9 protein-coding genes are annotated in these 13,722 nt (G+C 44.7%); 1 reads left to right on the top strand and 8 read right to left on the bottom strand.

Annotation, left to right across the window (positions count from 1 at the left end):
- Positions 1 to 33: 33 nt before the first annotated feature.
- The 3 genes from DXA54_RS11865 to DXA54_RS11855 are packed head-to-tail and all read right to left on the bottom strand — an operon-like array spanning position 34 to position 4,841.
- On the bottom strand, positions 34 to 1,377 hold the full coding sequence (locus DXA54_RS11865) for a citrate/2-methylcitrate synthase (protein WP_008650283.1): 1,344 nt from the start codon (positions 1,375 to 1,377) through the stop codon (positions 34 to 36).
- A gap of 20 nt (positions 1,378 to 1,397) precedes the next feature.
- Entirely contained in the window at positions 1,398 to 2,594 is a 1,197-nt protein-coding gene (gene icd / locus DXA54_RS11860) for an NADP-dependent isocitrate dehydrogenase (RefSeq protein WP_008650282.1), read from the bottom strand.
- Between the two features lie 3 nt (positions 2,595 to 2,597).
- Positions 2,598 to 4,841, bottom strand: coding sequence for an aconitate hydratase (locus tag DXA54_RS11855; protein WP_008650281.1), 2,244 nt, complete (start codon positions 4,839 to 4,841; stop codon positions 2,598 to 2,600).
- 66 nt (positions 4,842 to 4,907) lie between these two features.
- Here DXA54_RS11855 and DXA54_RS11850 point away from each other — a divergent pair, with 66 nt between their 5' ends.
- Positions 4,908 to 6,845 carry an AAA domain-containing protein gene (locus DXA54_RS11850; RefSeq protein ID WP_050428295.1) on the top strand — a complete coding sequence of 646 codons (1,938 nt, stop codon included), beginning with the start codon at positions 4,908 to 4,910 and terminating at the stop codon, positions 6,843 to 6,845.
- 476 nt (positions 6,846 to 7,321) lie between these two features.
- Here DXA54_RS11850 and ilvC read toward each other — a convergent pair whose 3' ends face one another.
- The 5 genes from ilvC to ilvD form a co-directional block, all read right to left on the bottom strand.
- Complete coding sequence (gene ilvC / locus DXA54_RS11845) at positions 7,322 to 8,365, bottom strand: ketol-acid reductoisomerase (RefSeq protein ID WP_008650279.1); 1,044 nt, start codon at positions 8,363 to 8,365, stop codon at positions 7,322 to 7,324.
- Between the two features lie 67 nt (positions 8,366 to 8,432).
- Entirely contained in the window at positions 8,433 to 9,176 is a 744-nt protein-coding gene (locus tag DXA54_RS11840; protein WP_008650277.1) for an acyl-[acyl-carrier-protein] thioesterase, read from the bottom strand.
- Positions 9,176 to 9,739 (bottom strand): acetolactate synthase small subunit, encoded by a 564-nt coding sequence (gene ilvN, locus DXA54_RS11835; protein ID WP_008650275.1) that lies wholly within the window; start codon positions 9,737 to 9,739, stop codon positions 9,176 to 9,178. Before ilvN ends, DXA54_RS11840 begins: the two co-directional genes overlap by 1 nt.
- Positions 9,740 to 9,795: 56 nt before the next feature.
- Positions 9,796 to 11,490, bottom strand: a complete 1,695-nt coding sequence (gene ilvB, locus DXA54_RS11830; protein ID WP_008650274.1) for a biosynthetic-type acetolactate synthase large subunit — start codon at positions 11,488 to 11,490, stop codon at positions 9,796 to 9,798.
- A gap of 124 nt (positions 11,491 to 11,614) precedes the next feature.
- Positions 11,615 to 13,414 carry a dihydroxy-acid dehydratase gene (ilvD, locus tag DXA54_RS11825; protein ID WP_008650273.1) on the bottom strand — a complete coding sequence of 600 codons (1,800 nt, stop codon included), beginning with the start codon at positions 13,412 to 13,414 and terminating at the stop codon, positions 11,615 to 11,617.
- Positions 13,415 to 13,722 lie beyond the last annotated feature (308 nt).

Genomic DNA, 13,722 nt, shown 5'->3' with positions numbered 1-13,722 from the left:
TACTTATCTATTCAATAAAAGGATTTGTTTTTATCAGCGTTTCTTAATTGGAATATAAGCCAAATCATCAAGCACATTCTTATAAGCCGGGCGGATAATCCGTTTACCGTCGAAAGTCAATTCTTCATTGCGGTGTGCACACCAGCCTACGATACGCGCCATGGCAAACAGAGGGGTGAAGATTTCCTGCGGCAAACCGATCATTTCATAAACGAAGCCCGAATAGAAGTCGATATTGCTGGATACTGTCTTTCCATTGTTTTTAACACGTCCGAAAGTAGCGATGGCACGTTCTTCCAACAGTTCGAGAAAAGCAAATTCGCTTTCTCTGCCTTTTTCACGGGCAAGGTCGCGAGCCAGTTCCTTCAATAGAAGAGCACGAGGGTCGGAAATGGTATAAACGGCATGTCCTATACCATAGATCAGTCCGGTCTTGTTATACACTTCTTTGTTCAACATCCGGGTGAAGTAAGTGTCTATTTCATCGACACTTGTCCAGTCCTTGATATTCTCTTTCAGATGGTGGAACATGTCGGCAACCTGAATATTGGCACCTCCATGAAGCGGGCCTTTCAGCGAACCGATACCTGCGGCGATGGCCGAATAAGTATCTGTTCCGGTAGAAGAAGTAACACGAACGGTGAAAGTGGAGTTATTACCACCACCATGCTCTGCCTGAAGAATCAGCAACAAATCGAGGGTGCGTGCATCCAGTTCGGTATAGTCTTTTTTCAGCATATACAGGAAATTCTCGGCAATAGAAAGCTTTTCCTGCGGATGGCGGATATGCAGAGAACGTCCGAAAGTAGCATGACGAAGCATATTATAAGCATAAGCGATGATAGTGGGGAATTTCGAAATCAGTTCAATACTCTGACGCATCAGGTTATCCCGGGAAGTATCATCCGCATTTGCGTCAAAACGATACATTTCGAGTACACTGCGTGAAAGAATATTCATGATGTTGTTTCCTTCCAACTCGATGATGTTCATTTTCGTTTTCTGTTCCAACGGCATATTGTCGTTAATCAACTCACGGAAAGAAAGCAGTTCTTCTTTATCCGGCAGACGTCCGGAAAGCAGCAGGTAAGCCACTTCTTCAAAACCAAAGCGTTTCTCTTTGATAATGGCATGAGAAATATCTTCCACATCATAACCGCGATAGAACAGTTTTCCCGGTATGGGCTTCAGTCCACCACCCGGAACACGTTCATATCCTACTACATTACCGATTCTGGTTAAACCTACCAATACACCTGTGCCGTCTTCATTACGCAATCCGCGCTTCACATCAAACTTGGAGAACAATTCTGTATCAATCCGGGTAGCTTCCTTCATTTCCTCGGAAAGCTTGTAAATCAAGTACTCTTTTTTCATCTTTCTTCGTTTTTTATTCGTTACTTTTGTTTTTCAATTCTTTCCACGATCTCACGAGTGAAAGCGGAAGTAGAGAGGGAGGTTCCATTCGGCATAAAACGGGCTAAATCGTGTGTAGCGCGAGCGTCCAAGAAGCTTTGTTCCAAGGCTTTCTCTATCAGAGCAGCCGCTTCTTTCCAGTCAAAATATTCGAGCATCATTACTGCCGAAAGGATAATAGAACAAGGGTTCACCACATCTTTTCCCGCAATATTGGGGGCTGTTCCGTGAGTCGCTTCAAAGATGGCATGACCTGTCTGGTAGTTGATATTTGCTCCCGGAGCGATACCGATACCGCCTACCATAGCCGCCAGTTGGTCAGAAACATAGTCTCCGTTGAGGTTTAAGGTGGCTATCACGGAATATTCTTCGGGAATCAGGAGTGTATTTTGTAAGAAAGCATCCGCAATGCAATCTTTTATCACCAGTCTGCCATCTGCCAAAGCATCGCCAAATTCACGTTGCGCCAGTTCGTAGCCCCATTTTTTGAAACCACCTTCGGTAAACTTCATGATATTCCCTTTATGCACCAGCGTTACGGAAGGCAAATGATGGTCGAGCGCATACTGGCAGGCAGCACGTACAAGACGCTCCGTGCCCTCACGTGATACAGGTTTCACACCGAAAGAAGAGGTTTCCGGGAAACGGACTTTTGTCACGCCCATTTCATCTTTCAGGAATTGATAGAACTTTTCAGCTTCCGGAGTTCCGGCTTCCCATTCGATACCTGCATAAATATCTTCCGTATTTTCACGAAACACACACATGTTCACTTTCTCCGGTGATTTGACAGGCGACTGTACGCCCTGATACCAACGAACCGGACGAAGACAGACGTATAAATCAAGTGTCTGACGCAGTGCTACGTTCAACGAACGGATTCCACCTCCGACAGGAGTTGTCAACGGACCTTTGATTCCTACCAGGTATTCCTGAAAAGTTTCCATTGTTTCATCCGGCAACCAGGAACCAGTCGCGTTGAAGGCACGTTCTCCCGCCAACACTTCTTTCCATTCGATCCGACGTTTGCCGCCGTATGCTTTCCGGATAGCTGCGTCCACTACGGCTTGCATGGCAGGAGTCACTTCGGCTCCTACTCCATCGCCGGTAATATAAGGTACGGTAGGCACATCGGGTACCAACAGCGTACCATCTGTTTGCATGGTTATTTTGCTCATTTTTTATCTTGCATTTAAGGCAGAACCGGCACGGAACCAAGCTATCTGCTGTTCATTATAGGTATGTTGCACTTCAAAACTTTCTTTCGTTCCGTCTTCGTGATGAAGAACAATCGTCAAATTGCGCCCCGGTGCGAAATGGACTAAGCCTGATACGGACAGAAGATCGTGTTCCCGAATTTTATCATAGTCTGCTTTATCTACAAAAGTAAGAGCAAGCATTCCTTGTTTTTTCAGATTTGTTTCGTGGATACGGGCAAAACTCTTAGCCAAAATGACACGTACATTGAGGAAGCGTGGTTCCATGGCTGCATGTTCACGGCTGGAACCTTCTCCATAATTCTCTTCGGCAACAACAATAGACGGAATACCTTCGGATTTATACATCTTTGCCGTACCGGAAACTGTTCCATAAGTATTTGTCGAACGATTCCAAACACGGTTCGTTTCACCATTGAAAGCATTGACAGCCCCCATCAGCATATTGTCGGAAATATTCTCCAAATGTCCACGGAAGCGGAGCCACGGACCTGCCATAGAGATATGGTCGGTAGTACATTTTCCCTGTGCTTTAATCAATAAAGGCATGTTCAGCAAGTCCTGTCCGTCCCATGCCGGGAAAGGAGTCAGAAGCTGGAGACGTTGGGAATCCGGTTTTACCCTGATTTCCGTTTTTGCTCCGTGGGGGGCAATATATCCCTCATTTCCCTGTTCAAAACCTTTCAAAGGAAGTTCATCTCCTACAGGCTCGGAGAGTTTCACTTTTTCTCCGTTATGATTCACCAATCTGTCTTTCAACGGGTTGAAACAGAGATCACCGGCTATCGTTAACGCCATCGTTAGTTCCGGAGAAGCTACAAACGCATAGGTATTGGGATTACCGTCAGCGCGTTTGGCAAAATTACGATTGAAAGAGGTGACGATTGAGTTTTTCCGTGTCGGATCGTCCGTCTGACGTTTCCACTGACCGATACAAGGTCCACAAGCATTTGCCATAATCGTGGCTCCCAGCCGTTCAAAAGCTTCAATCATGCCGTCTCTTTCGGCAGTAGCCCGAATTTGCTCCGAACCCGGATTGACGATCAGCGGAGAAGCGACGCTCAAATTCTTTTCTGTCACCTGCTTTGCCAGAGAAGCTGCACGGCTCAAATCCTGATAAGAAGAATTGGTACATGAACCTATCAAGCCCACCTCCATTTTACGAGGGTAGCCGTTCAATAACACTTTTTCTGCAAATTCAGAGATAGGAGTAGCGGCATCCGGTGTAAACGGCCCGTTTATATAAGGTTCGAGTTCTGACAAGTCTATTTCAATTACACGATCGTAATAGTTGGATGGTTCGTCGGTCACAATGTCGTCTGCACGAAGATCTGCATCAACAGATTCAGCCCAATCGACTACACAATTTCTTCCGGTAGCTCTCAAATAAGTAGCCATGCGCCCGTCAAAGGGGAATAAAGAGGTAGTAGCTCCAACTTCGGCACCCATATTGCAAATGGTAGCTTTCCCGGTAGCAGAAAGGGATTCGGTTCCGGGACCAAAATATTCGATAATAGCATTCGTTCCTCCTTTTACGGTAAGGATGCCGGCCAGCTTCAGAATCACGTCTTTCGGAGAAGTCCAACCGCTCAGTTTTCCGGTCAGACGAACACCAATAATCTTCGGCATTTTCAGCTCCCATTCCATTCCTGTCATCACATCCACAGCATCCGCGCCACCGACACCGATAGCCACCATGCCCAGTCCGCCTGCATTAGGCGTATGAGAGTCTGTTCCCACCATCATACCACCGGGGAAAGCATAGTTTTCGAGCACTACCTGATGGATAATTCCTGCTCCCGGTTTCCAGAAGCCAATGCCATAACGGGAAGATACATCACGGAGGAAATCGTATACTTCTTCATTAGTCAGTCTTGCCGTAGCAATATCCGCCTTTGCACCTTTATACGCCTGTATCAAGTGATCGCAATGCACTGTCGAAGGCACAGCCACCTGATCCTTACCTGCATTCATAAATTGGAGCAAAGCCATCTGCGCAGTTGCATCCTGCATAGCCACACGGTCGGGACGGAAATTCACATAATCCTCCCCACGTTTGTAATCTTTCAAATCGGCTACATCATACAGATGAGCATACAAAATCTTCTCGGCCAACGTCAAAGGGCGTTTCAGTATAGCCCGTACGTGTTCTACCTTTCCTTTATAAGCAGCGTAGAAAGCTTCTAACATAGTCACATCATATACCATATTGCTTTTTGTTTTTTTAGTCTATCTATTAAAATAACGAACGGCGTTCGAGTAATGTTTAACAAAATGAAATATTTTTTCTACCCGGAACGAAGATTTGTTACCTTTGCGCCTATTATGAGTAATAATCCGAAAAGTCCCATTATAGACCTTCAGCAACAGCAACTCCTCCTGCGGATGGAGTATGAATATGAGAAGGAAGAATTTAAGCGGCAGACCGAAACAATGGGCGTTGCCCGTAAAGTGAAGCGCGGTCTCTGCTGGTATCCTGTCTCTCTTGGCCGAAGTTACTACAATTCGCTGAATCAGCTTGTAATAGATATTACACGGACCGAAAATAAAGAAATAGAGCATTCCTTTGAGTTCGGCCGTCCTGTTTGCTTTTTCCACCAGTCATTCGAAGGAAAAGTGAAATATATGGATTTCATCGCTACCGTCAGCTTTGCCGACGAAGAACGAATGGTCGTTGTACTCCCCGGAGCGGGAGCTTTAGCGGAACTGCAAACTGACGGTATACTGGGAGTACAACTTTATTTTGACGAAACATCGTACCGGGCCATGTTCGAGGCACTGGAAGACACGATACGCGCCAAAGACAACCGCCTGGCGGAACTGCGCGACATTTTGCTGGGTCCCCAAAAGCCGGGATTCCGCGAATTATATCCTGTCCGCTTCCCATGGCTGAACAGTACACAGGAAACAGCAGTCAACAAGGTGCTATGTACGCGTGATGTATCTATTGTTCACGGTCCTCCGGGAACCGGAAAGACAACGACTCTTGTCGAAGCGATTTACGAAACATTGCACCGGGAACCACAAGTGCTTGTCTGTGCGCAAAGCAACACGGCTGTCGACTGGATTTGTGAGAAACTGGTAGACCGGGGAGTACCCGTGCTACGCATTGGAAATCCAACCCGAGTCAACGACAAAATGCTTTCATCCACCTACGAACGCCGGTTTGAAAGTCATCCTGCCTATCCGGAGCTTTGGGGAATTCGCAAATCAATCCGTGAAATGGGTAGCCGGATGCGACGGGGTAGTTATTCTGAACGGGAAGGTATGCGTAATCGCATAAGCCATCTCCGCGACCGCGCCACGGAGTTGGAAATACAAATCAATGCCGATCTTTTCGACAGTGCCCGCGTGATTGCTTCTACCCTAGTCAGCAGCAACCACCGCCTGCTCAACGGACGTCGTTTTTCGACTTTATTCATCGACGAAGCTGCACAAGCCCTCGAAGCTGCCTGCTGGATTGCCATCCGTAAGGCAGACCGTGTCATCCTTGCAGGAGATCATTGCCAGCTTCCGCCGACTATCAAATGTATAGAAGCCGCTCGTGGAGGACTGGATCACACGTTAATGGAAAAAGTGGTTCAGCTAAAGCCTTCTGCTGTCTCTTTACTAAAAGTACAGTACAGAATGCACGAGGCCATCATGCAGTTTCCTTCCGACTGGTTCTACCACGGAGAATTGGAAGCCGCCCCGGAAGTACGCTACCGAGGTATTCTTGACTTTGACACTCCTATGAACTGGATTGATACTTCAGAAATGGACTTTCACGAAGATTTTGTAGGCGAGAGTTTCGGACGCATCAACAAGCAGGAAGCCAATCTATTACTACAGGAACTGGAAGCATATATCGAACGTATCGGCAAAGAACGGATACTGGATGAAAGAATTGATTTCGGTCTGATTTCACCCTACAAAGCGCAAGTGCAATATTTGAGGGGAAAGATCAAAGGGAATAGCTTTTTACGTCCCTTCCGCAGCCTCATCACCGTAAACACGGTAGACGGTTTTCAGGGACAGGAGAGAGATGTTATTTTCATCAGTCTTGTACGTGCCAACGAGGATGGACAGATTGGCTTCCTGAATGATTTGCGAAGAATGAATGTAGCGATTACAAGGGCACGAATGAAGCTTGTTATATTAGGAGATGCCTCCACCCTTACCAAACATCCTTTCTATAAAAGACTGATGTTATTCATTAAAAAGGAGGATTAAATTTAATCCTCCTTTTAACAAAGTGCACTTTCTCACGAAACCGCACTTCGTTTTAACACAAACAAAACAAACAATATTTTATTTCACATCAGTACTATTCTTTATTTAAGAAGTCAATAAATGACTTTTATTTTCAATATACAAATACAGATCTTAAAAAGAAATATCAACTTCCACAAAGGTAAAACACACTAAATCACCACTTCTGAAAAATCAAAAGCAGCGTCATTCGTTTATCTATTTAGTGATGTTAATCATTCTTCAGGGCTGGTTAAGTTAATTCATACTTCTCGTTTATTTTATCTGATGACGCAAAGATAAACATAAACTTGCATTTTTTGTCCATATAATCAATATATTTTTGAAAAAAAATTTCGGCAAGCCTCATTTGTTCATTTCTAAATCTCTTTTTAACAAAAAAAAGAGAGAAAGCAAACAGCCCTCTCCCTTTTAGAAACTTGTATAATTTATCCAGTTTAATTATTTTCCGGACGAAGTTTACGAACAGTTACAGCAGTCTGCCACATTTCGCTTTCACGTAGTTGACGGAGCTCTTCATTCAATTTTTCACGATAATCAGGTTGTGAATTACTATCGATAGAAATCTGTGCTTCGTTACCAGTCTTGACGCTATGATACAACTTTTCAACTACCGGTTTGATAGCGTCGTGGAAAGGGCCCATCCAATCAAGAGCACCACGTTGAGCAGTAGTAGAACAGTTAGCGTACATCCAGTCCATACCGTTCTTTGCAAACAACGGCATCAATGACTGTGTCAGTTCTTCCACTGTTTCATTGAATGCTTCAGAAGGAGTATGACCGTTTTCACGCAATACTTCGTACTGTGCCAGCAACAAACCTTGGATAGCGCCCATCAATGAACCGCGTTCACCTGTCAAGTCAGAAGTAGCTTCACGTTGGAAAGTTGTTTCGAACAGATAACCGGAACCAATACCGATACCCAGTGCGATGGTTCTATCCATTGCTTTGCCTGTAGCATCCTGATAGATAGCATAAGAAGAGTTCAAGCCACGTCCTTCGAGGAACATTGTACGCAAAGAGGTACCCGAACCTTTAGGAGCAACCATGATAACGTCGATATCAGTAGGAGGAACTACACCTGTACGGTCGTTCCAAGTGATAGCAAAACCATGTGAGAAATAAAGAGCTTTTCCGGCAGTCAGGTAAGGCTTGATAGTAGGCCATACAGACATTACTGCTGCGTCAGACAACAAGCACATTACGATAGTACCTTTCTCGCAAGCTTCTTCAATGCCGAACAAAGTTTCGCCCGGAACCCATCCGTCTGCTACTGCTTTATCGTATGTTTTTCCTTCACGTTGACCAACGATTACATTGAAACCGTTATCACGCAAGTTCAGTGCCTGTCCAGGTCCCTGTACGCCATAACCGATTACAGCAATTGTTTCATTTTTCAATACTTCACGAGCTTTTTCCAATGGAAATTCGTCACGGATTACTACAGTTTCAGTAGTACCTCCAAAATTCAACTGTGCCATTTTCTTTTTGTTTTTAGTTTTTGATGACTTACGTCATCCGTTATTAATTAATTTTGTATTCTCACATTTATTCAAATATCACTTTCGAACGGCAAACAACTTCGCTGCCATTCTTCTTTACTTCTACGTGAAACTCGTTTGCATTCACTTCATCGCAGAAGAAAGAGAGCTCATCACCAAAATAACTTTCGGCTACGTACGCCATCTCGAAACGGCGGATACGTTTGGTCTTGTATAGCTCTATCGGGAACAAATCAAGGATATGCTCGATGTAACGGATGCTGTTCACATGACCGTTAATATCAATATCACTGTATTTTGCCGTCAGGGTAGCCATTGGCTGGTCGCTTGTCACTTTAATACGTGAAGGCTTTTCAATAGGACAAGGTTCGTCACAGACATAATCTACGATACTTCCTCCGTGCAAGGTCAGTAAATCGGCCGGTTTGCGGGTATTGAGATTAATCATCGCCCATACGGAACGCGCATAACCAATCTTTTTCCCATCCTTATCAATAATAGCGAAGTTACGGTCAGTAAACAAGCGGTAAACATTTTCCACCCATGTTTGAACTGAAAAATCCTCATATTGATAAGGCATTTCATCCAACTCAATGGCCAGACGCGAAAGTACCCAAGTGTAATTATCCTCGTTCAGTGTTGCAATACCAAAGCCACGGTCACTTGCGTGAAAACCGGCACAATTCAACAAATGATTTCCCAGTACGCCCATAGTCAGACGTCCGTTAAAGTCAACATGGAACGGTTCTGCCACAAACTGATAAGTTCCTATTTTATTTTCTTCACTCATTATTCTTGTTGGTTTTTACTCTGGTTATACATGGCTTCCCGTCCATCGAGAAACTCGTTCACCCGTTCAAAGCAACTGGTAGTAATCGCTACGCGTCCCGACCGAACAAACTGCAAAACACAATTTAAAGCCTTCAGTTCACCGTAGAGTGAGGTTATATCTTCGCTCATACCATTTTTCTCGACAATAGAAAATACCGGATTAACTTCAACTACACGGGCATTGTATCTGCGGATCAACTTGGATGCTTCCGGAGTTTCCTGAAAAGCAGGAGTAGATACCTTATATAGTGCAATCTCATGGAAGTATATTTCATCCTCGGTAAAATAATGTGCCTGAATCACATCGATCTTCTTTTCGATCTGTTTCACTACCTTCTCAATGGTGTCCTTATCCGTCAAAGCTGTAATCGTATACTTGTGTACACCTTTAATAGAAGAAGCAGATACATTCAGACTCTCGATGTTGATTTGCCGACGAGTAAATACAGCAGTTACCTGATTCAGCAATCCGGCTATATTTTCGGAATGAACTATTATCGTATATAATGTCTTGTCACTCATAATCCTAAATTTTAATTGCGAACTTTCAATCTTCCATTCTCAATATTCAACTTCTCCTAGCATTCCAACAGCATCTGATTGACCGAACCACCCGGAGGAGTCATTGGCAAAACATTGCCTTCTTCCACTACGCACGCTTCGAGCAGGAACGGACCATCTGTCGCCAGCATTTCTGCAATAGCTTCTTTCAGTTCTTCACGGGTGAAAGCACGTTTGGAAGGAATATCATAAGCCGAAGCAACCTTCATATAATCCGGATTCAACATCGGAGTAAACGAATAGCGGCGATTGAAGAACATAGCTTGCCACTGGCGTACGTTTCCGAGGTAATTATTATTCAGGCAGATAATTTTCACCGGAGCTTTCTGCTCCATAATCGTACCCAACTCCTGAATATTCATTTGCAGTCCACCATCTCCCATAAATACGCATACGGTACGTTCCGGTGCTCCAAAAGTTGCCCCGATAGCTGCGGGAAGACCGAAGCCCATAGTTCCAAGTCCTCCGGAAGTGATGATACTGCGTTCTTTCGTATATTTGAAGTAACGTGCAGATATCATCTGATTTTGACCTACATCTGTTACCAAAACTGCTTCATGTTGAGTGGCATTGCTTACCGCACGTACCACTTCTCCCATACTCAAAGAGTTTGTGGCAGGATGAAGTTCAGGACGGATTACTTTTTCCTCCTCTACTTTCTCATATTCTTTGAAGCTATCAATCCATTCGGTATGAGTGTTCTTTTTCAGGAGCTTCGTCACAGAAGCCAGTGTTTCCTTGCAATCTCCCAATACAGCTACATCTACCTTTACATTCTTATTAACTTCCGCAGGATCGATATCAAAATGAATCACTTTTGCCTGTTTGGCATAAGTAGCCAAATTACCGGTCACACGGTCGTCAAAACGCATACCGACAGCAATCAGCACATCGCATTTATTGGTATTGATATTCGGTCCCAGATTGCCATGCATACCCAACATACCTTTATTCAACGGATGTTCTGTCGGCAAAGCCGAAAGTCCGAGCAGCGTACAACCCGCAGGCATATCCGCTTTTTCGATAAACTCGCGCAATTCGCTCTGTGCATTTCCCAGTTCAACACCTTGTCCAACCAATACAAGCGGACGTTCAGCGTTATTAATCAGTTCGGCAGCAGCCTGTACAGTCTCCTCGTCCGTATCGGGAACAGGAACATAACTACGGATAAAATCGACTTTCGTTGGTTCGTATTTCGTTTTCTCCACTTGCGCATTTTTGGCAAAGTCCAGTACCACCGGCCCCGGACGACCACTACGGGCAATGTAAAACGCACGTGCTACCGCCCAGGCTACATCTTCCGCACGGCGAATCTGATAACTCCATTTAGTGATTGGCTGGGTAATACCTACCAAGTCAACTTCCTGAAAAGCATCGGTCCCAAGAAAGCCTGTTCCTACCTGTCCGGCAATCACCACGATAGGCGTACTATCGATCATCGCATCCGCAATGCCTGTTACCGTATTGGTTGCTCCGGGACCGCTCGTCACCAGGCAAACACCTACATCACCCGATACACGGGCATAACCTTGTGCGGCATGGGCGGCTCCCTGCTCGTGACGAACCAAGATATGGTTCAATATATTTTGATGATCGTACAAGGCATCGAATACCGGCATAATAGAACCACCGGGGTAACCAAAGATGGTAGTCACTCCCTGATGTTCCAAGGAGCGCATCAAAGCCTCTGCACCTGTTATTAAATCTTTCATATTAGTTGATAGTTGATAAATGATAAATGATAGTTGAGAAATGACAGTTGAAAATGAATGGTTTACAATCATTGCGCTAAGTGCTGCGCAGCTAACTATTACCTATCAACTATCACCAACTATATTATATAATTCTCACTGCTCCCTTATCGGCAGAGCTTACCATGCTGGCATACGCCTTCAGGCTCTTCGGTACATAACGGTCACGAGTGACAGGAGTCATCGGACGGGCCGCCAGTTCTTCATCCGTCAGTCGCACGTTAATCTTCCGGGCCGGAATATCGATTTCGATAATGTCTCCGTCTACAATTTTTCCGATATTGCCTCCAGCTGCCGCTTCAGGAGAAATATGTCCGATACTCAATCCGGAAGTTCCACCGCTGAAACGTCCGTCGGTAATCAAAGCACATTCTTTTCCGAGATGACGAGATTTGATATAAGAGGTAGGATAAAGCATTTCCTGCATACCGGGACCACCCTTCGGACCTTCGTGCGTAATGACGACTACATCGCCACTGACGACTCGGCCTCCGAGGATGCCTTCACAGGCTGCTTCTTGCGAATCAAATACTTTGGCAGGTCCGGTAAACTTCCAGATACTTTCGTCTACACCTGCTGTTTTTACCACACAACCGTCTTGGGCAATGTTGCCTTTCAATACGGCCAATCCACCGTCTTTGCTATAAGCATGTTCCAAATCACGGATACATCCGTTTGCACGGTCTTTATCCAGTTCCTTATAGTACATGCCCTGTGAACCAAGTACGAGATTGAATCTATTTCCGGCTGCACTCGAATATTTTTTAATTGCCTTTTCGCTTACATTCGGGCTGGTGATTGAATATTCATTAATAGCTTCCGCCAATGACATTCCGTCTACCCGTCGAACAGATGTATCTATCAGACCGCCTTTTGCCAGTTCATCCATGATAGCAATAATACCACCGGCACGGTTTACATCCTGAATATGATATTTCTGTGTATTGGGAGCCACCTTGCAGAGACAAGGAGCCTTGCGGGAAAGCATATCGATATCATCCATCTTGAAATCTACCTCTGCTTCATGAGCAATAGCCAACAGGTGAAGAACTGTATTAGTAGAACCACCCATTGCTATATCCAGCGTCATGGCATTCAAGAAAGCCTGACGGGTAGCAATGCTACGAGGAAGCACACTTTCGTCTCCTTCTTCATAATATAACTTTGCATTTTTTACGATCAGTTCTGCTGCATCTTTGAAAAGCTGCGTACGATTCTCGTGTGTAGCTACGATGGTTCCGTTTCCGGGAAGAGCCAGTCCGATTGCTTCATTCAGGCAGTTCATTGAATTGGCGGTAAACATACCGGAACAACATCCGCAAGTAGGACAAGCATTTTGCTCGATATTCGCTACTTCCTGATCGCTGACACTTTCATCAGCCGATTTAATCATCGCGTCGATCAAATCCAGGTGCTGACCATTCCATTCTCCGGCTTCCATCGGACCGCCCGATACAAATACGGCAGGAATATTCAAACGCATAGCCGCCATCAACATTCCGGGAGTAATCTTATCGCAATTGCTGATACATACCATTGCATCTGCCTTGTGCGCATTAACCATATATTCTACACTGTCTGCAATGATGTCACGTGAAGGAAGCGAGTAAAGCATACCATCATGTCCCATTGCTATACCGTCGTCAATAGCTATTGTATTGAATTCCGCAGCGAAGCATCCCAGCTTCTCAATCTCCGCCTTCACCAGCTGACCGATTTCATGCAGATGCACATGTCCCGGAACAAACTGTGTGAACGAATTGACGATAGCGATAATGGGTTTACCCATCTGGTTCTTCTTCATGCCGTTGGCTGCCCATAACGCACGGGCTCCCGCCATCCGACGGCCTTGTGTACTAAACGAACTGCGTAATTGCTTTTTCATTTCAATCTATCTTTTAATTAAAGAGCCTTCCTCACACAAGTGAGAAAGGCTCTAAATTCTATCTTTTATGGTACGAACACATACAACACAAAAACCTTTCTCACGCTCTTGATGGGACCACCACGACGCGAATAATATGCAGGACTGCTAGGTTAATAGATGTATGTAACATATTCATATCTTCTTTTCTTTATTTTCGTGCTGCAAAGGTAAGGGCTTTTTTATTATATCCAAACAAATCGAAGAAAAAAATCACTTAAAAGCGAATAATTGTAAGAAAAGAGAGGTATTATTTCTCTATTTTATCA

It is taken from the genome of Bacteroides sp. OF03-11BH, from assembly GCF_003604005.1.
GTDB classification, from domain to species: Bacteria; Bacteroidota; Bacteroidia; order Bacteroidales; family Bacteroidaceae; genus Bacteroides; species Bacteroides ovatus.
Note: the sequence above shows the minus strand (reverse complement) of the source record. Positions and strands in the feature narration are given on the sequence as shown.

What these genes read in the sequence shown, in the direction of transcription:
- DXA54_RS11865 (WP_008650283.1), bottom strand. Translation starts at nt 1,377, where the DNA reads ATGAAAAAAGAGTACTTGATTTACAAGCTTTCCGAGGAAATGAAGGAA.
- icd (WP_008650282.1), bottom strand. Translation starts at nt 2,594, where the DNA reads ATGAGCAAAATAACCATGCAAACAGATGGTACGCTGTTGGTACCCGAT.
- DXA54_RS11855 (WP_008650281.1), bottom strand. Translation starts at nt 4,841, where the DNA reads ATGGTATATGATGTGACTATGTTAGAAGCTTTCTACGCTGCTTATAAA.
- DXA54_RS11850 (WP_050428295.1), top strand. Translation starts at nt 4,908, where the DNA reads ATGAAATATTTTTTCTACCCGGAACGAAGATTTGTTACCTTTGCGCCT.
- ilvC (WP_008650279.1), bottom strand. Translation starts at nt 8,365, where the DNA reads ATGGCACAGTTGAATTTTGGAGGTACTACTGAAACTGTAGTAATCCGT.
- DXA54_RS11840 (WP_008650277.1), bottom strand. Translation starts at nt 9,176, where the DNA reads ATGAGTGAAGAAAATAAAATAGGAACTTATCAGTTTGTGGCAGAACCG.
- ilvN (WP_008650275.1), bottom strand. Translation starts at nt 9,739, where the DNA reads ATGAGTGACAAGACATTATATACGATAATAGTTCATTCCGAAAATATA.
- ilvB (WP_008650274.1), bottom strand. Translation starts at nt 11,490, where the DNA reads ATGAAAGATTTAATAACAGGTGCAGAGGCTTTGATGCGCTCCTTGGAA.
- ilvD (WP_008650273.1), bottom strand. Translation starts at nt 13,414, where the DNA reads ATGAAAAAGCAATTACGCAGTTCGTTTAGTACACAAGGCCGTCGGATG.